This is a genomic window from uncultured Arcanobacterium sp. (assembly GCF_947253055.1).
Classification (GTDB): domain Bacteria; phylum Actinomycetota; class Actinomycetes; order Actinomycetales; family Actinomycetaceae; genus Arcanobacterium_A.
In genome coordinates this window covers 1-21,356 of sequence record NZ_CAMXYE010000005.1, presented here as the reverse complement: position 1 = coordinate 21,356, position 21,356 = coordinate 1, and the positions used below count along the sequence as shown (strand labels likewise).

At 49.3% G+C, this 21,356-nt stretch carries 18 protein-coding genes; 10 read left to right on the top strand and 8 right to left on the bottom strand.

Annotated features, from left to right (window positions below; all coding sequences use genetic code 11):
• The first annotated feature begins 65 nt into the window (after positions 1-65).
• Positions 66-2,702, top strand: a complete 2,637-nt coding sequence (gene clpB, locus Q0X35_RS00805) for an ATP-dependent chaperone ClpB (protein WP_297564452.1) — start codon at positions 66-68, stop codon at positions 2,700-2,702.
• 195 nt (positions 2,703-2,897) lie between these two features.
• Here clpB and Q0X35_RS00800 read toward each other — a convergent pair whose 3' ends face one another.
• The gene (locus Q0X35_RS00800; protein WP_073996791.1) at positions 2,898-3,977 is read right to left on the bottom strand and encodes an inositol-3-phosphate synthase; all 1,080 of its coding nucleotides are present in this window, start codon (positions 3,975-3,977) and stop codon (positions 2,898-2,900) included.
• A 170-nt stretch (positions 3,978-4,147) separates the two neighbouring features.
• A complete protein-coding gene (locus Q0X35_RS00795) occupies positions 4,148-4,960 on the bottom strand; it encodes an exodeoxyribonuclease III (RefSeq protein WP_297564451.1) in 813 nt (270 codons plus the stop codon).
• 110 nt (positions 4,961-5,070) lie between these two features.
• On the opposite strand from Q0X35_RS00795, the gene Q0X35_RS00790 reads away from it, so the two are divergent.
• Positions 5,071-5,838 carry an SDR family oxidoreductase gene (locus Q0X35_RS00790; RefSeq protein ID WP_297564450.1) on the top strand — a complete coding sequence of 256 codons (768 nt, stop codon included), beginning with the start codon at positions 5,071-5,073 and terminating at the stop codon, positions 5,836-5,838.
• Complete coding sequence (locus Q0X35_RS00785) at positions 5,807-6,544, top strand: TrmH family RNA methyltransferase (RefSeq protein WP_297564449.1); 738 nt, start codon at positions 5,807-5,809, stop codon at positions 6,542-6,544. Before Q0X35_RS00790 ends, Q0X35_RS00785 begins: the two co-directional genes overlap by 32 nt.
• An 81-nt stretch (positions 6,545-6,625) precedes the next feature.
• Here Q0X35_RS00785 and Q0X35_RS00780 read toward each other — a convergent pair whose 3' ends face one another.
• The 6 genes from Q0X35_RS00780 to Q0X35_RS00755 form a co-directional block, all read right to left on the bottom strand.
• Positions 6,626-6,895 carry a ferredoxin family protein gene (locus Q0X35_RS00780; protein ID WP_297564448.1) on the bottom strand — a complete coding sequence of 90 codons (270 nt, stop codon included), beginning with the start codon at positions 6,893-6,895 and terminating at the stop codon, positions 6,626-6,628.
• Between the two features lie 15 nt (positions 6,896-6,910).
• Positions 6,911-8,251: an FAD-dependent oxidoreductase gene (locus tag Q0X35_RS00775; protein WP_297564446.1), complete on the bottom strand. Its 1,341-nt coding sequence runs from the start codon at positions 8,249-8,251 to the stop codon at positions 6,911-6,913.
• Positions 8,252-8,282: 31 nt separating this feature from the next.
• A complete protein-coding gene (locus Q0X35_RS00770; protein WP_297564444.1) occupies positions 8,283-8,906 on the bottom strand; it encodes a DUF624 domain-containing protein in 624 nt (207 codons plus the stop codon).
• A gap of 109 nt (positions 8,907-9,015) precedes the next feature.
• Positions 9,016-9,924, bottom strand: coding sequence for a carbohydrate ABC transporter permease (locus Q0X35_RS00765; protein WP_297564443.1), 909 nt, complete (start codon positions 9,922-9,924; stop codon positions 9,016-9,018).
• Positions 9,921-10,766: a carbohydrate ABC transporter permease gene (locus Q0X35_RS00760; protein WP_297564442.1), complete on the bottom strand. Its 846-nt coding sequence runs from the start codon at positions 10,764-10,766 to the stop codon at positions 9,921-9,923. The genes Q0X35_RS00765 and Q0X35_RS00760 overlap by 4 nt, the downstream gene beginning before the upstream one ends.
• Positions 10,767-10,894: 128 nt before the next feature.
• A complete protein-coding gene (locus Q0X35_RS00755; RefSeq protein WP_297564441.1) occupies positions 10,895-12,223 on the bottom strand; it encodes an ABC transporter substrate-binding protein in 1,329 nt (442 codons plus the stop codon).
• 414 nt (positions 12,224-12,637) lie between these two features.
• On the opposite strand from Q0X35_RS00755, the gene fbaA reads away from it, so the two are divergent.
• The 7 genes from fbaA to Q0X35_RS00720 all read left to right on the top strand — a co-directional run.
• Positions 12,638-13,663 (top strand): class II fructose-bisphosphate aldolase, encoded by a 1,026-nt coding sequence (gene fbaA / locus Q0X35_RS00750; protein ID WP_297564439.1) that lies wholly within the window; start codon positions 12,638-12,640, stop codon positions 13,661-13,663.
• 270 nt (positions 13,664-13,933) lie between these two features.
• Complete coding sequence (locus Q0X35_RS00745; RefSeq protein ID WP_297564437.1) at positions 13,934-15,214, top strand: adenylosuccinate synthase; 1,281 nt, start codon at positions 13,934-13,936, stop codon at positions 15,212-15,214.
• 365 nt (positions 15,215-15,579) lie between these two features.
• Positions 15,580-17,454 carry a phosphoenolpyruvate carboxykinase (GTP) gene (locus tag Q0X35_RS00740; RefSeq protein ID WP_297564435.1) on the top strand — a complete coding sequence of 625 codons (1,875 nt, stop codon included), beginning with the start codon at positions 15,580-15,582 and terminating at the stop codon, positions 17,452-17,454.
• Positions 17,455-17,674: 220 nt separating this feature from the next.
• Positions 17,675-18,589 carry a phosphoribosylaminoimidazolesuccinocarboxamide synthase gene (locus tag Q0X35_RS00735; RefSeq protein WP_297564433.1) on the top strand — a complete coding sequence of 305 codons (915 nt, stop codon included), beginning with the start codon at positions 17,675-17,677 and terminating at the stop codon, positions 18,587-18,589.
• Between the two features lie 199 nt (positions 18,590-18,788).
• Positions 18,789-19,547 (top strand): TetR/AcrR family transcriptional regulator, encoded by a 759-nt coding sequence (locus Q0X35_RS00730; RefSeq protein ID WP_297564431.1) that lies wholly within the window; start codon positions 18,789-18,791, stop codon positions 19,545-19,547.
• 147 nt (positions 19,548-19,694) lie between these two features.
• Positions 19,695-21,032, top strand: coding sequence for an NADP-specific glutamate dehydrogenase (gene gdhA / locus Q0X35_RS00725; RefSeq protein ID WP_297564430.1), 1,338 nt, complete (start codon positions 19,695-19,697; stop codon positions 21,030-21,032).
• A 23-nt stretch (positions 21,033-21,055) separates the two neighbouring features.
• Positions 21,056-21,356: sterol carrier family protein (locus Q0X35_RS00720; RefSeq protein ID WP_297564429.1), on the top strand; the 301-nt coding region annotated here is incomplete at its 3' end.

Genomic DNA, 21,356 nt, shown 5'->3' with positions numbered 1-21,356 from the left:
TTACAGTATATGAATACAAAATTTAGCGCTCCGGTATGCCGGTGCGTAAGACGGAGGTCTATAAGATGGATAAAATGACTACAAAGGCGCAGGAAGCGGTATCTGCAGCTATGCAGAGCGCTGCTGCAGCCGGAAATCCGCAGCTGGAGCCAACCCACCTCTTAGCTGCATTAATAAATCAACCTGCGGGTATAGCTGTAGCTTTACTCGAGGCAGTAGGGGTAGATAAAAATGCTATTGCCCAGCGAGTACAGGCAGTATTAGCGGCACTTCCCGGAGCGAGTGGCGCTAATGTAGGCCAACCACAAGTTTCCCGTAATTTTTCTTTAATTCTCAGCAACGCCGGAAAAGAAGCTACCGCTCTAGGTGATAGCTATATTTCTACGGAACATCTGCTGCTCGCCTTGGCTGATTCTGCGCAATCGGCGGGGGAGATTTTACGAACGGCCGGAGCTGGGCGGGAGCAGCTAGCAGCTGCTTTACCGCAGGTGCGGGGAAGTGCGAAAGTGGATAACCCCGACCCGGAAGGTACTTTCCAAGCTCTGGAAAAATATGGTAGCGATTTGACCCAAATGGCCCGGGAAGGCAAACTCGATCCGGTAATTGGGCGGGATAGCGAAATTCGCCGCGTAGTACAGGTGCTTTCGCGGCGTACTAAGAATAACCCCGTGCTGATTGGGGAGCCGGGAGTCGGTAAAACTGCCGTAGTGGAAGGCTTAGCGCAGCGCATTGTAGACGGTGATGTGCCAGAATCTTTGCGCGAAAAACGGTTGATTCAGCTAGATGTGGCGGCCATGGTGGCCGGTGCAAAATATCGCGGTGAATTTGAAGAGCGTTTTAAGGCCGTATTGCAGGAGATAAAAGATTCTGCGGGAGAAGTAGTTACTTTTATCGATGAGCTGCACACGGTAGTGGGAGCTGGCGGCGGAGCCGAAGGGGCTATGGATGCTGGTAATATGCTGAAACCGATGCTGGCGCGCGGAGAACTGCGGCTGGTGGGCGCTACTACTCTGGATGAGTATCGCGAAAATATCGAAAAGGACCCCGCTTTAGAGCGTAGATTCCAGCAAATTTACGTAGGAGAACCGAGTGTAGAAGATACAGTAGCTATTTTGCGCGGCATCGCTCCGAAATATGAAGCCCACCATAAGGTGACTATTTCGGATGGAGCGCTAGTGGCGGCAGCGACGCTTTCGGATCGCTATATTACCGAACGGCAGCTCCCCGATAAGGCTATTGATTTAATCGACGAAGCTGCCTCGCGCCTGCGTATGGAGTTAGATTCTTCTCCAGAAGAAATTGACGTATTGCAGCGGCAGGTAGATCGGCTGAAAATGGAGAAAGCCTATTTGGAAGATACGGAAGAGGATGATACCGACGTAGCTGCCGCGCAGCGTTTAGAAAAACTCGAAGCGGAATTGGCGGATAAATCCGAAGAGCTCGCTGCTCTTAATGCGCGTTGGCAGCTAGAAAAAGCCGGCCGCAATAAGGTGGGAGACTTGCGGGTGCAGCTCGATAAATTGCGTACCGAATTAGAAAAAGCGGTGCGAGAAGGTCGTTACGAAGATGCCGGGCGGCTCCAGAATGGAGATATTCCAGAAGTAGAGCGGCAAATAGCTGCAGCAGAATCCGCGGATAGAGAGGTAGATTCTGCTGAGCCTATGATTGCGGAGAGAGTAGACGCCGAAGGTATCGCCGAAGTGGTAGCTTCCTGGACGGGTATTCCGGTGGGAAGATTGCTGCAAGGAGAGACGGAGAAGCTACTCTCGATGGAGGAGCACATCGGAGAGCGTCTTATTGGCCAAGAGAAAGCGGTGCAGAGTGTCGCCGATGCGGTGCGCCGCTCGCGGGCCGGGATTGCTGATCCGAATCGCCCATCTGGATCTTTCCTCTTCTTGGGCCCAACTGGCGTCGGAAAGACCGAATTGGCTAAATCGCTAGCGGAGTTTCTCTTTGACGACGAGCGGGCGATGGTACGTATCGATATGTCGGAATACGCAGAGAAGCATTCGGTGGCTCGTTTGGTAGGAGCTCCTCCGGGATATGTGGGCTACGAAGAAGGTGGTCAGCTCACGGAGGCGGTGCGTCGGCGTCCCTATGCGGTGATTCTGCTCGATGAAGTAGAGAAAGCGCATCCGGAAGTATTTGATATTTTATTGCAGGTACTCGACGATGGTCGCTTGACTGATGGGCAGGGGCGCACGGTAGATTTCCGCAATACTATCCTGATCCTCACTTCCAATTTAGGTTCGCAATATCTCAGCGATTCGGAGCTAGACGATAGTGAAAAAGATGCCGCAGTATGGAAATTAGTGCGGGAGCATTTTAAGCCGGAATTTTTGAATCGTCTCGACGATGTAATTATGTTCCAGCCACTCACTATCGAGCAAATCGGCAAGATTGTGGATCTGCAGCTAGAGCAATTGGTGCGGCGTTTGCAGAGCCGGCAGTTACACCTGCACATTAGCGAAGCGGCAAAAGATTTACTCACCGTCGAGGGCTATGATCCCGCCTTTGGGGCGCGCCCGCTGCGGCGGCTTATTCAGCGTGAAATTGGCGATCAATTGGCAAAGCAGATTCTCGCTGGAAAGATTAAGGATGGCGATACCGTGCGGGTAGATATAGCTGATCTGGATACCGGAGTTTTAGAAAGTGGAGAGCGGGAGCATCGCTTACAGCTTTCTGCGGAACGGCCGGAGTGAGAAAATTTTGCCGAGCCAGATAATTTTGGTTAGGTGAATAAGCATTTACTAAAGTAGCCGCTCCTTTCCCACCTGGTGGGAAAGGAGCGGCTACGTATTGCGTCGCAAAAGCGATAGCGGTTTATTTCAAGCAGAAATTGCTGCGCGCTTTATTTTGAGTGCGCTCCGAGCTTTATTAGGGCTCTACCAGCACTCTTAGCGCTCTATCTCTCCTTTAATAAAGGCTTCTACAGAAGCGCGCGCATCGTTATCGTGGCGCTGCTCCATAGGAGACTTCATAAAGTAAGAAGCTGCGGAAAGGATGGGTCCGCCGATACCCCGATCGAGAGCAATCTTGGCCGCACGGACAGCGTCAATCACAATTCCCGCAGAATTCGGTGAATCCCAAACTTCCAGCTTGTATTCAATCTGGATCGGTACTTCACCAAAGGTGGTGCCTTCGACGCGTACAAAAGCGAATTTCCGATCTTCCAGCCACGGCACATAGTCAGAGGGGCCGACATGAATATCGTGCGGATCTAGCTGGCGTTCCATATTGGAAGTGACGGCATTGGTCTTGGAAATTTTCTTCGATTCCAACCGGTTGCGCTGCAGCATATTCATGAAGTCCATATTGCCGCCTACGTTCAGCTGATAGGTGCGGTCAATCCGTACACCACGCTCTTCCATGAGGCGGACGATGTCCCGGTGCGAAATAGTAGCTCCATACTGAGATTTAATATCGTCTCCGACAATTGGCACTCCCGCGTCTTGGAACTTCTGTGCCCATTCTTTATTAGAGCCAATGAATACGGGTAGGCAGTTCACGAAAGCCACTTTCGCATCTATGGCGCATTGGGCATAGAACTTATCGGCTTCTTCCGAGCCTACTGGCAGGTAAGAAACCAGCACATCCACTTTCTTCTCTTGGAGGGTCTTTACCACATCCACTTCCGGAGCAGTGGATTCAGTTATGGTGTCGAGGTAATAATCTCCTAGACCGTCGAGAGTCTTTCCACGCTGTACGGTGACGCCGAGCGGGGGCACATCGCAGAATTTATAGGTATTATTTTGGCTGGCCCAGATAGCTTCGGAAAGGTCTTTTCCTACTTTCTCCGCATCGACGTCAAAAGCTGCTACAAACTCAATATCGTTTATATGGTAACCGCCAAAGTTTACGTGCATAAGCCCCGGTACTTTATCGGTGGGTTTAGCATCGTGGTAGAAATGTACTCCTTGTACAAAAGAAGAGGCACAGTTCCCTACTCCTACGATTCCAACGCGAATTTTGCTCATTATTTTCTCCTTGTAGCTGCCGTGCAGCCGGATATTTGCAAGATATTTAGCTGCTTTCCCCTATTTTTCCAGGCAAACAGCGTAAGTAAATGTCTTGACTATATGTCATTACAAATAAGATTTTGGCATTAATGCGGCATTTTTTCAACAGCAGACGGGGTGGCGGATCCTTAGTCAGCTAAATCTACTATTATCGGTACGTGATCGGAGGCGCCTTTTCCTTTTCGTTCATCTCTATCTATATGCGCCGCCTGAGCGCGCGCTGCGAGAGCGGGAGAGGCATAAATATAGTCAATACGCATGCCTTCGTTGCGCGGAAAGCGCAGGCGCTGGTAGTCCCAGAAAGTATAATTTTTTGTAAAGGGGCGAGTAATTTCGCTATAGCCTATTTCGGCAAAATTAAAGAAGGCCGCTCGTTCCGCTTCCGTCATATAAATATCGCTTTCGAGGGCGGTGGCATCCCAGACGTCGGCGTCGGTAGGGATTACATTCCAATCTCCGGCTAACGCGATTTGAGCTTGGGAATCGCGGGCACTTTCTTCTGCAAAGATGGCTAGTTGATGGAGAAAATCTAGTTTGTAGTAGTAGTGTGGATCTTCTACAGCCCGCCCATTCGGTACGTAGAGACTCCAAAAATCGATACCACCGGTGGTGACGCCGAGAGCGCGCGCTTCGGGGCTAGTATGAGAAATATAGCCTTGACCTGCCGGCGGCTCTCCTTTTAAGAATCCAGGCTGGCCGGGAAAGGAGTAGCGCACATTTTCCATCCCCAAGCGCGAAATTATCGCCACTCCATTCCATTGATTTAGCCCGTGGGCGATTACCTCGTAGCCGGCCGCCCGAATCTCGGCTTCCGGAAATTGCTCAGTCTTACATTTAATTTCTTGGAGCGCCAATACATCTAAATCGTGGCGGGAGAGCACCGCACAAATACGATCTAGGCGGGCGCGCGCCGAATTTACATTCCAAGTAGCTATTCTCATAGCCTCAGCTTAGCGAGATTTTCTCAAAAATTTTTTCCAAAAAGCTTGCGGAGTTTTTCCTGCCTCAGAAAACGAGTAGCCTAGAAGAAAAGCACAGGGGAAGGAATACTATGAGTTTAGCGTTAGTCACCGGAGCCAGCTCAGGGCTAGGTAAAGAATTTGTGCAGCTACTTGCGGCAGAAGGCAGCAATTTAGTAATCGTAGCGCGTAACGAAAAGAACCTCCGCGATTTAGCGGCCGAGATGGAACAGCGTTTCCGAGTGCAGGTAGAAGTCTTACCGGCTGATTTAACTATGGCAGACGAAGTAGAAAAGGTGGCTTTGCGCTTGCAAGATACCGAAAATCCCGTAGATTTACTTATTAATAACGCTGGTATGGGGCTCGGGCAAGAATTTGTGGGTGGCTCTATAGCTCAAGAGCTCACGGCCGTTAATCTAATGGTTAATGCACTGTTAGTCCTCACTCACGCCGCAGTAGGAGCAATGGTGGCGCGAGGATCGGGGCAAATCATCAATGTTTCTTCTATTACCTCTATGACAGTGCAGGGCACATATTCTGCGCATAAAGCTTGGGTGAAAGTATTTACCGAAGGCCTAGCCGATGATTTGGCGGGCACCGGGGTAAATATCACTGCCGTCATGCCCGGGCTTATGCATACGGAGTTCCATCAGCGAGTGCACGTAGATGCCGGGCAGTGGGCAGAGTGGATGTTTATTAAGCCGCGGAAAGTGGCGCGGGCTGCTCTGGACGGAGTGCGGGCCGGAAAAGTGTTGGTGATTCCTTCTGTACTCTATAAAGCTACTTATGTCGCTTTGAAATTTGCTCCGCGCGTATTAGTACGGAAATATGCGGGTTCGAAAAGATCTGGGCGGCTGTGAAAGCGCAGTCAATATGGATTATTTAGCGCCCCATGCTGCGCCAGCCGGAGAAAATACCGAAGCGCCGCGTATTCTCGATCAGAACGACCTTTACTACCAGACGCAGTCTCCGGGGGTAGGGCCGTGGATAGGAGAATATCCGGATGATCCGCGCTTCGATAGAGAACTACTAGAAAAAGGCGATAGCCGTAATGTGGTGGATAAATATCGCTATTGGAGTGTGGAAGCTATAAAAGCGGATTTAGATTCTAGCCGCAGCGAATTGCATATTGCGATTGAGAATTTAGAGCACGATCTGAATATCGGATCTATTGCGCGTACGGGCAATGCTTTTAATGTGGGAGCTATTCATATAGTTGGCCGGCGGAAGTGGAATAGGCGGGGAGCGCTGGTCACGGATAGATATATGCATATACTGCATCACCCGCAGCCGGCAGATTTGGCGGAGTGGGCGGCGGAAAATGACTATGAGTTAATCGCCATTGATAATACGGAAGGTTCTACCCAGCTGGAACGCACAGGTTTACCGCGGCGAGCTTTGCTCGTATTTGGGCAAGAATCGCGGGGAATTTCGCCGGAGCTCCGAGAGCTCTGCGCCGGTATGGTGTATATTCCCCAATTTGGTTCCACTCGCTCGATGAATGTAGCAGCGGCGGCGGCAATCGCTATGCATTGGTGGATCGCTCAATACCGCGTAGATGCCTAATAAAGCGCAAAATTGGCAACACCTAAAACTGCAGAAAAATACCAACCCAAAGCAATCTACAACTTTACTCAGTCTTTTTACTCAGCCTTGCCGGTAATTTACTCCGTAGCCGCCGCTGGGATAGTGCCAATATAAAGTGCCGGCGGGAGCTATTTGGAGGCAAGTGCCGCATTCGAGACAGCCGGCATAGTCGGCAGTTAATTCTCCGTCTTTATCGATTTTGTACACTCCAGCTGGGCAGCAGCGGATAAGAGCTGTGCTACTTTCTTTATCCGTGGCCAGCTCTTTAGTTATTTTTATATGAGTGTTTTCATCCAGTTCAAACTGGGTATATGCCAATTGTTTCCGCACTTTTCCTCCTGCCTCTCAGAGTGCTCGCCCGGCGCGGAAAGCATCTTTTATAAGCGTAGTTATTTTAATTTCGGATTTTTGCAGATTGTTCAGCACTATTTGGCGCAACGGACGGTGGGGCTGCAGATTCAGAGAATACAGATCAAAAAAGGTATCTCCGAGGAATTTGCCGTAGTCGCGGTAGAGGCGTTCATTTTCCAAAAATTGCGGTGCTCTCCGATAGGTGGCGAGGTCTTTTCCGAGCCAAGATTCGTTAATAAAGTTTTGGTAAGAGCGGAGAGAATCCGCCGAAAAATCTTCCTTAACTAAAGCAGTATGGGCAGCCTGCGCGGCGCAGCGAGCAGATTCGGCAGCTAAATCCATGCCGCGAATAGCTATTCCCGTATTTAGGGTAAATCCTGCCGCATCGCCAATAATGAGCAACCCGGGGGCATAAAGTTTCTGTGCGGTGAGGCAGGGGGCATCTTCAATCGTTAAATGGCAGCCGTACTCCAAAATTTTTCCGTCTTTAATATAGGGAGCTAAGGCGGGATGATTGAAGAAATAATCGTGGATATCGGGAGCGGAGAGCTCTTTTTTCACTAAATCATCTAGTCGAAGTACTACCCCTAGCGAAAGGGACTCTTTATTTGTATAGAGGAAACCGCCTCCCGCTCCGCCGCAGGTGGCATCGCCGAGGAAAGAAAAAGCTGCGCCGTTAGGTAGTCCAGGGGTAGTTGCGGTGCCATCTAGGTGAAAACGCTCTTCGATAGTCTTCTTCCCGATTTCAATCACGCTTTTTATTCCTAAGGCGAGCGCAGAATTAGGAGCTTTGCTGCGGATTCCCGCGGCAGTGGCTAAGAAAGAATTTACTCCGTCGGCCAATATAGTAATATGGGCGCGCACTTCCTCCTCACCAGCGCGGATACCGAAAATCTGCCCCTCTTCTATAAGCAGTTCATCTACTTTTACGCCCGGCATTACCAGCACCCCAGCTTCTTCTGCTTGTTCCGCTAGCCAAGGATCTAATTTGGCGCGCAGCACGCTCACTGCGTTTACGGGATCTTGCAGGCGGGTATCTTGATAAGAGATAGTCACCGCTGATTCTTTATTGAGAAAAGAGAGATTATTAGTAGTAATAGCGCGTTCCAAGGGAGCGGTATGGAGAAAATCGGGAATTACTTCTTCCATTACCCGGGTATAAAAAATTCCCCCCGAAAGATTCTTCGAGCCAGGTATCTCTCCGCGCTCTATTAGTGCTACCGAATAATCTTGCTTCGCTAATTCAATAGCGGCTACGCATCCAGCTACCCCCGCTCCGACGATTACTACGTCAAAATCGGGCGCGGCAGTTGATTCTAAGCAGTTTTTTTCCACCGGGTTTCCTTTATCGGGTATTTCTTACTTATTAGCTTAGCCGAGCTAGTACTGGTTTTTGTATTAGGGCAATTAGATAGGAAATAAAAGCTCCGCCGATTGCCACCATAAAAATTCCGATTGCATTTAGCATCTGCGGCAGTAGTAGCGCCAATAGCGCGGGGAGAGAAATTAATACCAAGCAGAGCAGAGTGCGGGGAAGATAGCCGAGCGCCAGGCGTACGGCATTTGCTGCGTGGGTAGTTAAATTGTTTTCAAAGTGGCAGATAAGGGGAAAATACCAGAGTAAAAAGGCACCTATCAGAGCTACCCCCAACAGAATAAAAGCTAAAAATACACTTACTAGTACGGGGCTGTGCATGGTGGATATCCAGCGTTCTTCTAGCCAGAATCCGCTCAGTAGTGCCAAGGCGGGCACCCACACCAAGGTGGCGAGGCGGAAATTTTCCCGGAAAGCTCGCCACCAGCTCTTCCACACATAGGTTTCTTCTTCTCGCACCATTTCAGCAGTGATACGGGTGGTGGCAGTGAAAGCAGCCCCGGCGGTGAAAAGAGGTAAACTCCCCAGAATCATAAGCAAATTGAGGATTACTAAATCGGCGGCGCTTGCCCAGCTTTGATAGAAACGCGAATCAGGAGAGAGAAGTCCGGCCATAGCTGCAGTTTACTTTTCTTCTAGTCATAAGTGCTAATGAAAGAGCGGAGGTGGAAAAATTTTCCCGCCTCCGCTTCTTTCTAATCAATAGCAGAAATATTGGTTATCTTTAACCCTTCACCGCACCGGCGGCTACTCCCTCGATAATATATTTCTGAGAGAAGAGGTAGAAGATAATAATTGGGAAGATGGCCAGCACCAACATGGCCATAAGGGCTCCCATATCGCGGTTACCGTTAGATCCCACCAGCATTTGAATCACTACGGGGATTGTCTTGTACTTGGTAGAGACGCCGATTACCAGATAGGGGAGCAGGTAGTCGTTCCACACCCACATCGCTTGCAAAATAGCTACGGTGATAGCAGTGGGCTTAAGAATCGGCATCACTACCCGGAAGTAGTTTTGCAGAGGAGAGCAACCGTCAATCAGAGCTGCTTCTTCGATCTCCAGTGGAATCGACTTCACGAATCCCGAGTAGAGGAATACCGCCAGCCCGGCGCCGAATCCGAGATAGAGCACAATCATGCCCCAAGGTGAATTCAGTGAAAGCATATCGGCTAGCTTCACAGTCGGGAACATCACCATCTGGAAAGGTACGATCATTGAGAATGCAAACATGTAGTAGAGCGCGCTCGTCCACCAAGTTTTCACTCGGGTGATGTAGTAGGCAGTCATAGCGGTGAAGAATACAATCGCTACGACTGAGAAAATTGTGATGAAGAAAGACCAGCCAATCGCATAGGCGAATCCAGATAATTCTAGGCCGGTTTGGTAGTTGGCAATCCCCACGAAAGTATCGCCCAGCGGTACCGAGAAGGGACTATCGGCGATAAAAAACTTTCCCTTAAAAGAGTTTAAGAATATGAAGATAATGGGGATTAAGAATACCGCTGCTAGCACTAGGAGAAATGCTATAAGCGTCCCACGGCCAATCTTCCGCCCGAGGGGGAGATGATTAGCTTCCACATTTGCCGCTGTATCCGTAGCGGCAGCTTCTTGCTTCACTAAGGTGCTCATTGATCAATCTCCTTTGCCCGGGTATAGCTTAACTGTATGAAAGCAATCAGCCCCACAATTAGGAAGAACATAACGGCTTTTGCTTGTCCTATACCTTCCTGCCCGAAGGCGTCATACATAGTCTTTACGATATTCAGCGCTGCCATTTCCGTCTTACCTAAGGGGTTACCGGCAGTGAGAGCGAGGTTTTGATCGTAAATCTTGAAGGTATTTGCCAAGGTGAGAAAGAGGCAGATAGTAATAGAAGGGGCAATCATCGGCAAAGTTACATTGCGCAGCATCTGCCGCTTATTCACTCCGTCTATTTTGGCTGCTTCTATTAGCTCCGGTGGCACATTCTGGAGACCGGCAATGTAGATAATCATCATGTAGCCCATTAACTGCCAGTTGATGAGCATTACCATTCCGCAGAAGCCGAGCCGCCAGTCTAATAGGAGCGTCATATTCCAGCGGGAAAGAATGGAATTAAGCATTACTTGCCAGGTGTACCCCAGTACGATGCCGCCGATTAGGTTGGGCATGAAGAAGATGGTACGGAAAAAATTGGTACCGGGTAGTTTGCGCGTCAATAGATAAGCGAGGAAGAAAGCTCCGATATTGACGCTGATAATGGACACTCCCGAAACGAGAGCAGTAAAGAGGAGAGCTCCGATGAAGCCCTGGCGAGCGGTGAATACCTGCATGTAGTTTTCCAGTCCCACCCACTTGGCATTCGAGATAGTGGTGAATTCCGTAAAGGAGAGGTAGAGACCGATCACAAAGGGAGCTAGAAAAGCAATAATAAAGGCAATTAGCGTAGGCCCAGTAAATACGGGCATATATTTCTTTAAAGTTTTCGTCATCGCATTTCCTAAGAAGGTGGAAGCGGTTATTTCTTTAAGTAGTTTGTTTAGTTATGCGCGGTGGCGCAGCTAAATTTCAGCTGCGCCACCGCCATTATTTACATAAGGAAAAACCTTATTTGCGCAGTTTACTTGCCTGCTTTTGCAGCTGCCCACTCGTCAACGAAATACTTCTTGACGTTATCCCAGCTGTTCTTGCCGGAAATGTACTGAGCGAGTTGCTGGCCGAGACCATCTTTGAAATCCTGCGAGGGGAAGATCGGGAATACCCAGTTAATGGTCTGCAAATCGGGGTTGTCTACTGCCGCTTTAACTTCTTTGCCAAGCGGATCATTCGGTACTTCGTCTTTACCGAAGGACTTGAAAGGAGCAATGAACTTGAGGTCGTCTACTACCATTTTCTTGCCCTTTTCAGAGGTGAATACCCAGTTGATGAAGTCCAGCGAGGCCTTCTGGTTGGCTTCGGAGGTCTTGGCATTTACCGCGAGGAAGTTCTCGGTACCTACGGCAATGCTCGTCTTCTCTTCGCCCTTTACGCCCGTGTAAATCGGCATAAAGTGTACATCGCTTTCCTTCACGGTGTTGCCTGTTACTTCCGCAATCTGGCTCCATCCCCAGTTTCCGTTCTGCACGAAAGCTGCCTTGCCAAGGGCGAATTCAGCCATGGAGTCGGTGACGGTCTTCGCAGTTGCCTGCTCCGGTGCTACCGTGGAGTTCTTCACGTAAAGATCGAGAATGTTCTTGTAGTTATCTCCGTAGGTGAATTCCAACTTATCGGAATCGGCTACGTTCTTATCTTTGAGTTCGTAGTAGACGGGGTAGTTGGCCAAATGGGTTTGCCAGCGCCAATCTTCACCCGGAGCAAAAGAAGTGGAAGCGAAAGCGCCGTCAATTCCGAGCGCTGCTTTCTTCGCCTGTATATCTTCGGCTACTTCCTTCAGCTTCGCAAAGTTGTTGATTTCGGCCACTGACTTCGCTTTTGCTCCGCTCATGGCGAAGTACTTCTGCAAAATAGCGTCATTGTAGATGATGCCGTATCCCTCTACTACGAAGGGGATACCATATACTCCGTCGCCATCTTTCACAGCCATATTTGGATCGCTGAGCTGCTTGTAGATTTCCGAATCGGCCAAATCGAGAGTGTAATTCTTCCAATTCTTCAATCCTACCGGACCATTAATATTGAAAATGGTCGGAGCATCTGCTTTTTCGATTTCCGTCTTTAAAGTTTTTTCGTACTGACCGGAGGCGGCAGTTACAATCTTTACCTTTACTCCAGTTTCGTCTGTATAGGCCTTAGCTATCTTCTTCCAAGCTTCCTCTTGTTCCGGCTTGAAATTCAGATAGTAAACGGAGCCAGCGCTATCTGCCTTTTCATCTCCACCGCAGGCGGCTAGACCGGCTACGGCGAGTGCAGCGGTAAGAGCTAGCCCAGTAAACCGCTTGATTCTCGACATTTTTCCTCCTTAGTATATGCCCTGCGGATTTCAGTAGTCAGAATAGACGGTAGCCGTCTTCTGCTTTTCTGCTCTCCTTACGGCATTAGATTCAGAATTGAACCCGTATCTTTGCCCGTATCCGCAACATTGCGGTCCGGTACTTACTTAAAAGTCAATCATATTTTCTCTACCTTGACAGTAAAATTGTAAATAGTTTACATTCTTGCAAAATTTTTACTTTTTTATTTCTGTAAAATGGCTATATATAGCCGTTTCTGCTTTCTGATTTTTAAGAATCTGAAAATTGTGTGGGGCGGGCGGGGGTGTTTTGTAATTTCTGCAAAATTTCTTTTTTCATTGGTGTGGAGCAAAAGGAACTTTAGTGAGATAATTAAGAGGCTAGGTTATCTATAAATAAAAGGAGTTTGTACCGTGGCAATCGCAACCCCTGAAGTGTATTCAGAAATGCTCGACCGGGCAAAGGAAAATAAGTTCGCTTACCCGGCTATTAATATAACGTCCTCGCAGACCTTAACCGCTGCTCTGCAGGGTTTTGCAGAGGCGGAATCCGATGGCATTATTCAGGTTTCGGTAGGAGGTGCCGAATACTGGGCCGGTTCTACCATTAAAGATCGGGTAGCCGGATCTTTGGCTATGGTCGCTTATGCGCGGGAAGTAGCGAAGAACTATCCAGTGACGGTAGCTTTGCATACTGATCACTGTGCGAAGCAGAACATTGATTCCTGGGTTCGCCCCTTGCTGGAGCTGGAAGCCGAAGAAGTAAAAGCAGGTCGTTTGCCTTTCTTCCAGTCGCATATGTGGGATGGCTCGGCAGTGCCTTTGAAAGAAAATCTGGAGATTGCGCAGGAGTTACTAGAGCTTTCGCAAGCTGCCAACACCATTCTCGAAATTGAGATTGGCGTAGTCGGCGGCGAAGAAGACGGTGTAAAGGCAGAAATTAACGAGAAGCTGTACACCACTGCCGAAGATGGCATCAAGACGGTTGAAGCGCTGGGATTAGGAGAGAAGGGTCGCTATATTACGGCTCTTACCTTCGGTAATGTGCACGGAGTGTACAAGCCCGGTGCCGTGAAGCTGCGCCCCGAGCTGCTCGGAGAAATCCAGGAGGCAGTGGGTGCCAAGTTCAATGTGGGCGATCGTCCTTTCGATTTGGTAATGCACGGTGGCTCTGGCTCCACTGCCGAAGAAATCGCCACTGCGGTGCGTAACGGCGTCATCAAGATGAACATCGATACCGATACGCAGTACGCCTTCACCCGCCCAGTAGTTGATCATATGTTCCGCAACTACGACGGAGTGCTGAAGATAGAGCACGAAGTAGGAAATAAGAAGCTTTACGATCCGCGGAGCTGGGGCAAGGCGGCAGAAGCCGGCATGGCCGCGCGGGTAGTGGAAGCCTGTGAGCGTTTGGGCTCGGTAGGCACCAAGATGAAGTAATCTGGGCCTATAAATTATTAGGTAATTCGGCGGGGCGAGTCAGCAGTAGCTGGCTCGCCCCGCTGTATTTTTCCGCTCGCTACAGTTTCTGTACAGATGATTTTTTCGTCTCAAGATGTGTTCCGATTTAGGGTTATTTTCTCTCATATGGCGGACGGTATTTACTGTGTAAAGGGAGATGCTAGACTATAGCGGTAAAATGCGTTTGACGCTGGATTTGTGCTATATATTTCCGGTGGTCAAATAGGGAATATATAAAGGATAGGGCAAATGCCTGCATTAGTGATTGTCGGTGCTCAGTGGGGTGATGAAGGCAAAGGTAAGGCCTCCGATCAGCTCGGTACAGAAGTAGATTATGTAGTGAAATTTAATGGCGGTAATAATGCGGGGCACACCGTCGTAGTGGACGGGGAAAAATTTGCACTGCATCTACTGCCAGCAGGAATTCTCACTCCCGGCTGTATACCGGTGATTGGCAATGGCGTAGTAGTAGATTTAGAAGTACTTTTTTCCGAAATCGCCGATTTAGAATCACGTGGTATCGATACTTCTAAGCTGCGGATTTCTTCTAATGCGCACATTATTCCCTCCTACAATCGGCAGATGGATGCGGTAAATGAACGTTTGCTCGGGAAGCGGAAAATCGGCACTACGGGGCGCGGAATTGGCCCTACCTATGCCGATAAGATGAATAGAATCGGATTGCGTATTCAAGATTTATTCGATCCTTCTATTTTGCGGCAAAAAGTGGAGGGAGTATTGGCACAGAAAAATCTGCTGCTGAACGAGGAAGAAAAATTCTCGGTAGCAGAGATTACTGAAGAGTTGCTCGCTTATGCTCCGCGGGTGCGCCCACTAGTAATGAATACGACTGTGGAGCTCAATCAAGCCTTGGACGCCGGAAAGACGGTGGTATTTGAGGCGGGGCAAGCAGTGATGCTCGATATAGATCACGGTACTTATCCTTTCGTGACTTCTTCCTCCTGTACCGCAGCGGGAGCTTGTACCGGCAGCGGAGTAGGACCCCGACGCATCGATAAAGTAATTGGAGTGGCCAAAGCGTATATTACCCGCGTAGGAGAAGGGCCTTTCCCCACGGAGTTGCTCGGAGAAGAAGGAGATTGGCTGCGTGAGCAAGGCGGAGAGTACGGGGTGACTACTGGACGGCCGCGCCGCTGTGGCTGGTACGATTCCGTAGTAGCGCGCTATGCGACGATGGTCAATTCGCTTACCGATATCGTGCTCACGAAACTGGACGTGCTGAGTGGCCTGGAGAAAATTCCGGTCTGTGTGGCCTATGAGATTGACGGGAAACGGGTAGCACAAATGCCTGATTCGCAATCGGATATGCATCATGCACAGCCTATATATGAGTATTTCCCAGGTTGGCAGGAAGATATTTCACAATGCCGCACTTTCGCTGAGTTACCGGCGACCGCGCAGGCTTATGTGCAGGCTCTAGAGGAGCTCTCCGCTTGCCATATTTCTTCTATTGGCGTAGGGCCGGAGCGCGAGCAGACAATAGTGCGCACTCCACTGTTAGATAAGTAGTGGCTGCTGAATTCCATTAATCGCAGCGGTCAGAAGAGAACTCTTTTTTCTGTCACAATTTTGATTCCTTTGGATGGCCCAGCTAAATCATCGATGGAGCAGGCTAATAAAAGTAGGATTTTGTTTTAGTTTTAATCTTTCGGATTTGTCAAGGCTCTTTATCCTAAAAAAGTCTAATTAATCGCCTTTTTGGAAAGATAATTTTGTTCTTTATGAGGGAAATTACTCCACAGAGGCAGAAATAAAAGTGCGGTAGTGTGAGAATAGAAGGGAATGGGAATATGGTACCCATGCTGGAGATTTTGTACTGCATCAGGGAGTGCAAAAACTAGCAAGCGCATTACCAATTTATAGGAGGAAATGCAATGACTGATAAGACCTATACTGTCGAAGAGGTGCAAAAGAGTGCACCGGCAGCGGCCACTGAAGAGCTTGTAAAGTGGGTGACCGAGGTTGCAAATATTACACTTCCAGATTGCATCGAATGGGTAGATGGATCTGACGAAGAATGGACGCGCTTAACCGATAAAATGGTGGAAAGCGGTATGTTTACGCGTCTTAATCCGGAGAAGCGCCCCAATTCGTTCTTAGCGCGCTCTCTGCCTTCGGACGTAGCACGAGTAGAATCTCGTACCTTTATTTGCTCCGAAAAGGAAGAAGATGCTGGCCCGACCAATCACTGGGCTGATCCTAAGGAAATGAAAGAAACGCTCATCGGTGAAAAGGGCGTATTCCGCGGCGCTATGCGTGGCCGTACCATGTACGTGATTCCGTTCTCCATGGGCCCCTTGGGTGGACCGATTTCCCAGCTGGGCATCGAGCTCACCGATTCTCCCTACGTAGTAGTAAATATGCGTATTATGACCCGGATGGGTGCAGCTGCTCTGAAGCTGATTGGCGAAGGTAAGCCCTGGGTGCCGGCTGTACACTCCGTAGGTTATCCGCTGGTTGATGCAGCTGGTGAAACTCGGGAAGATGTGGCTTGGCCGTGCAACGACACCAAGTACATTACGCACTTCCCTGAAACCAATGAAATTTGGTCCTTCGGTTCCGGCTACGGCGGGAACGCCCTCCTCGGCAAGAAGTGCTACGCTCTGCGTATTGCTTCTACGATGGCTCGGCGGGATGGCTGGATGGCAGAGCACATGCTCATCCTGCGTCTGACCAATGAGCAGACTGGCAAGCAGTATCACGTAACCGCTGCTTTCCCCTCTGCCTGTGGAAAGACCAACCTCGCTATGCTACAGCCGACCATTGATGGCTATAAGGTAGAGACCATTGGCGACGATATCGCCTGGATGCGTCCTGGTAAAGACGGCCGTTTGCGCGCCATCAACCCAGAAGCTGGCTTCTTCGGTGTAGCCCCCGGTACTTCTTATGATACGAACCCGATGGCTATGGATACCATGCGTTCCAACACCATCTTCACCAATGTGGCACTCACCGATGACGGCGATGTGTGGTGGGAAGGTATCGACGGCGAACAACCAGAGCACCTCATCGATTGGCAGGGTAATGATTTTACCAAGGCTGATTCGGAAGCTGGCAAGAAGGCCGCCCACCCGAATTCGCGCTTTACCACGCCGGCCGCTCAGTGCCCGATTATTTGCCCCGATTGGGAAGCTCCGGAAGGTGTACCGATTGACGCCATTCTCTTTGGCGGCCGCCGCGCCACCAACGTACCGTTGGTAGCTGAGCAGTACACTCCGGCACACGGCGTATTTATTGGCGCTAATGTGTCTTCCGAAGTGACTGCCGCTGCGCTGGACGTCAAGGCCGGCGCTCTGCGTCACGATCCCTTCGCTATGCTCCCCTTCTGTGGCTACAATATGGCCGATTACTGGGGTCACTGGCTCGAGATGCAAGAGAAACTGGGCGATAAGTTCCCGAAGATTTATCAGGTGAACTGGTTCCGCAAGAATGCAGAAGGCAAGTTCCTGTGGCCGGGCTACGGCGATAATTCGCGCGTACTGGACTGGATTGTCCGCCGGGCCACTGGTGAAGTAGAAGCAGTAGAAGGCCTGACGGGTCTCTATCCGAAGCGTGAAGATTTCAATCTGGAAGGTGCAGGAGTTTCCGAAGCTGATTGGGAAGTTATGTACACGGTTGATCCGGAAGCTTGGGAAGCTGAAGCAGAAGACACTGCAGAATACTTCCAGAAGTTTGGCGATAAGCTGCCAGCAGCTTTAGTAGAAGAGCTGAATAATCTGAAAGAGCGGATTGCAGCTGCCAAGAACTAAACGGAAAATTTTGTTTTCACTTTAACTGCGCGTAATCACTGCTAAAGTCGCGTGTAGTTAAAATTATTGTAGAGGGCGGGGTACCGAGAGGTGCCCCGCCCCTCGTTTTACAGGTTGGATAAAACTGATTGAGAATTTTCCGCTTTTAGGTGGTCGGCTCTAGAAAGCCTGGTTATTTCTGATTAGAATTTTATTACAGGCAGGGTGAGAGGAGATTTTCATGATCACCGCAGCGAGTATGGCGAATATACCGGGCTGGACGAGGATTTATTCCGGGAAAGTGCGCGATCTCTATGTGCCGGCGGGATTTAGTAAGCCTTTCGGTATGGAAACTCTGTTGGTAGTGGCTTCTGATCGCATTAGTGCCTATGGTTATGTGCTCCCCTCATTAATTAAAAATAAAGGTATCGTGCTTACGCATTTAAGCCGGTGGTGGTTTAGCCAGATTGACGGGCAAGTGCCGCACCATCTCTTACAAATTCTTCCGCCGACCGAAATAGCGAATCGGGCGATGGTGGTGCAACGGTTGTGGATGTATCGTTTTGAATGTACCGTGCGAGGCTATCTTACCGGGCAGTATTATCGCGAATATAAAGAGAGCGGTGCGGTAGCTGGCCAGCGTATTCCATCTGGTATAAAAGAAGCTGAGCAATTGCCTACTCCGATTTTTTGCCCTTCTACAAAGGCCCTAGATGGCCGGCATGACGTAGATATTACTCCGGCTACTATGAGTGAATTAATGGGAGCTGAATTGGTGGAAAGGGTGCGGGATTATTCGCTGCAGCTCTACAACCAAGCCCATAAAATTGCCCTTTCTCGCGGAGTTATTCTGGCAGATACGAAATTTGAATTTGGTGCTTCGATAGATCAAGGGGAGGAGCAGGTAATACTGGGAGATGAAGTGCTCACTCCGGATTCTTCCCGGTATTGGTTGGTAGATGATTACCAGCCAGGCCGCCCGCAGCCTTCCTTTGATAAACAAATTATTCGTGATTGGTTAATGAACGACGCCGGAGGGTGGTCTTTTCAAAGCACGGCCCCGCCGCCCTTGCCTGCAGCGGTGGCTAAGGATATTCAAGAAAAGTATTTACAAGTGGCGAAAATACTCACCGGAAAATCCGGATTGGAAAAATAGCTACTGCGGAAATTTGCGCAAAAAATTGATAGGAAGATTTTTTACAAAATTAACAGAGGGAATTTGCACAAAATACCATTAAGAGGGGTGCAGATTTCAAATATTTGCTTTTTCTTATTAAACTATAGCTATAGCTTCTAGAAGGTACTGCATATCAATTTGTAGATATCTTAGAATCCCTATTAGATATGGAGAGTGCATGGAGGCACTAAACGGGGAGACCGATAAAGTCGATGGGCGTGCTTTACGTTGGGTAAAGCATCGCGAAGAGCGCACTCTTAGATTTATTGAGATTACGTGCGAGGCGGTGCGGAAATATAGTTACCAGGTCTCTATGGATCAGATAGCTGAATACGCTAAAACTTCTAAGTCGATACTGTACCGTTATTTCCCGGATAAATTGAGCCTGCAATATGCGGTAGGAAGCTATGTGGTAGGGAACTTAGTGCAGCAGATTAAAGAGGCGATGTTGCGCTATGAAGATCCAGCCCAGATGATAAAGGCTGCTATCGAAGAATATTTAGACTTTATGGAAAACAACCTAGATCTCTATATTTTCGTGCGAATTGGGGATTTAGAGGGGGAACCTGGCAGCACAAAAATGCTGGATTTCGATGAGATAATTCTGCGCACCGCTCTCGATGCACATAATATCGACGTAGGGAAGAAAGCTGATTCTCTCGACAATAACTTAAATTCCGAGCAAATTTCTTTGCTGGTGCGCGGGCATATTGGTTCGGTAGCGCTGGTATCGATGATTCGCAACGTAGCAGAAGCTTGGCTTTTCTCGCGTCGGGTATTAGAACGCCCGCAAGACTACCCAAATTTTGAACTTTCCGTCTCTGATTATTACGTGGCGCAACTCAGCCGTGATGAGGTAATTGACCACATTTTTGTGTGGGTACAGGGCGGTGTTTTGGCAGCTTTCACTGATAATGAAAGTGTAACTGCCAATTAGCGAATCAGCGTATAACGCATCTCACTATTTTTCATAAGTACCGTTCTGGACTTTTTATGCCTTACGATTAGTAAAGTAATTCCAATAGTAAACAGTTTAATTCCGGAATTATCTGGCTTTATACGTTACCGGACTGGAGAAAGTAATATGGACGCACGCTTAGAGGAAATTTATCAAGAATCTGTACGGAGAAACCCCACCGAGCCGGAGTTTCAACAAGCAGTGCGGGAAGTGATTGACAGCGTGGAGCCGCTGTTGCTACGCGAGAAAGATTACGCAGATGCTAGTATCTTGGCGCGGATGGTGGAGCCAGAGCGTCAGCTCATGTTCCGCGTAGCGTGGGAAGACGATGAACACAAGATACATATAAATCGGGGCTACCGTGTGCAATTTAGCTCCGTTTTAGGGCCCTATAAAGGGGGACTGCGTTTCCATCCGTCGGTGAATCTTTCTATTATTAAGTTCTTAGGCTTTGAACAGACTTTTAAAAATGCACTTACGCGGCAGGGAATCGGGGGCGGCAAAGGTGGCTCCGATTTCGATCCGCACGGTAAATCAGATATGGAAGTAATGCGCTTTTGCCAGGCTTTTATGACGGAGCTTTCTCGGCATATTGGTGCCGACTGCGACGTGCCTGCCGGTGATATTGGGGTCGGGGCGCGTGAGATCGGTTATCTATATGGGCAGTACAAGCGCCTCACAAATCGCAATGAGATGGGTGTGCTCACTGGAAAAGGCCTCGGCTGGGGTGGCTCCTTGGCGCGAAAGGAAGCTACGGGCTACGGAGTAGTCGCTTTTGCTCTTTCTATGCTGCAGGAGCGTAACGAAGACCTCGCCGGCAAGAAAGTAATAGTCTCCGGCTCCGGTAACGTGGCTATCTACGCAATAGAGCGGGCACAGCTACTCGGGGCACAGGCGCTGACGATTTCGGATTCTTCCGGAGCAGTATACGATCCAGACGGCATCGATTTAGAGCTTTTGAAGCAGGTGAAAGAAGTAGAGCGCGGAAGAGTATCTGAATATGCACAACGGCGCCCGCACGCCGAGTATCGCCCGGGAAAGAAAGTCTGGGACGTGCCGGGAGAAGTAATTATGCCTTGTGCTACGCAGAATGAATTGCGTTCTTCGGATATGCGTACTCTTATCGCCAACGGCGCTCAGATAGTGGTAGAGGGAGCAAATATGCCGCTCACCCCTGGAGCAATTGAGATTGCCCAGCGGGCTAATTTACTCTATGCGCCTTCGAAGGCAGCCAATGCGGGAGGTGTAGCCACTTCGGCTCTGGAGATGCAGCAAAATGCAATGTTGCAGCACTGGGAATTCGATAAAGTGAATAATTGCCTGGATCGAATCATGGAAGATATTCATACTACCTGCCTCGAAACGGCGGATAAGATGGGTCGTCCTTATGATTACCTAGTGGGAGCGAATGTAGCCGGATTTAAGATTGTAGCAGATGCTATGTTAGAGCAAGGTATCATCTAAAGCGCTAAAAATCTTCAAAATCAATGTCGCCTAAACTGGATGCGAAAGCAGCGCAGCAGTGTTTGCAAAAATATTTGCAGGGAGGTGTGCTGAGCCAGGAAGAAATGCAGCTGGCTGTGCGTTATTCTCTGCAATATTTTGCTGCGCTGCATCCAGGGCGAGCAGTAGAAATAAGAATTCCGTGGGTAGGAGCGGTGCAAGCTCTGTCTGGAGTGAATCATCGGCGGGGTACTCCACCTAATGTGGTGGAGATGGATGGAAATACTTGGCTACAGCTAGTGCTGACTGGTAAATATCGACCTGCTGCTATAGCGTGCTCCGGCG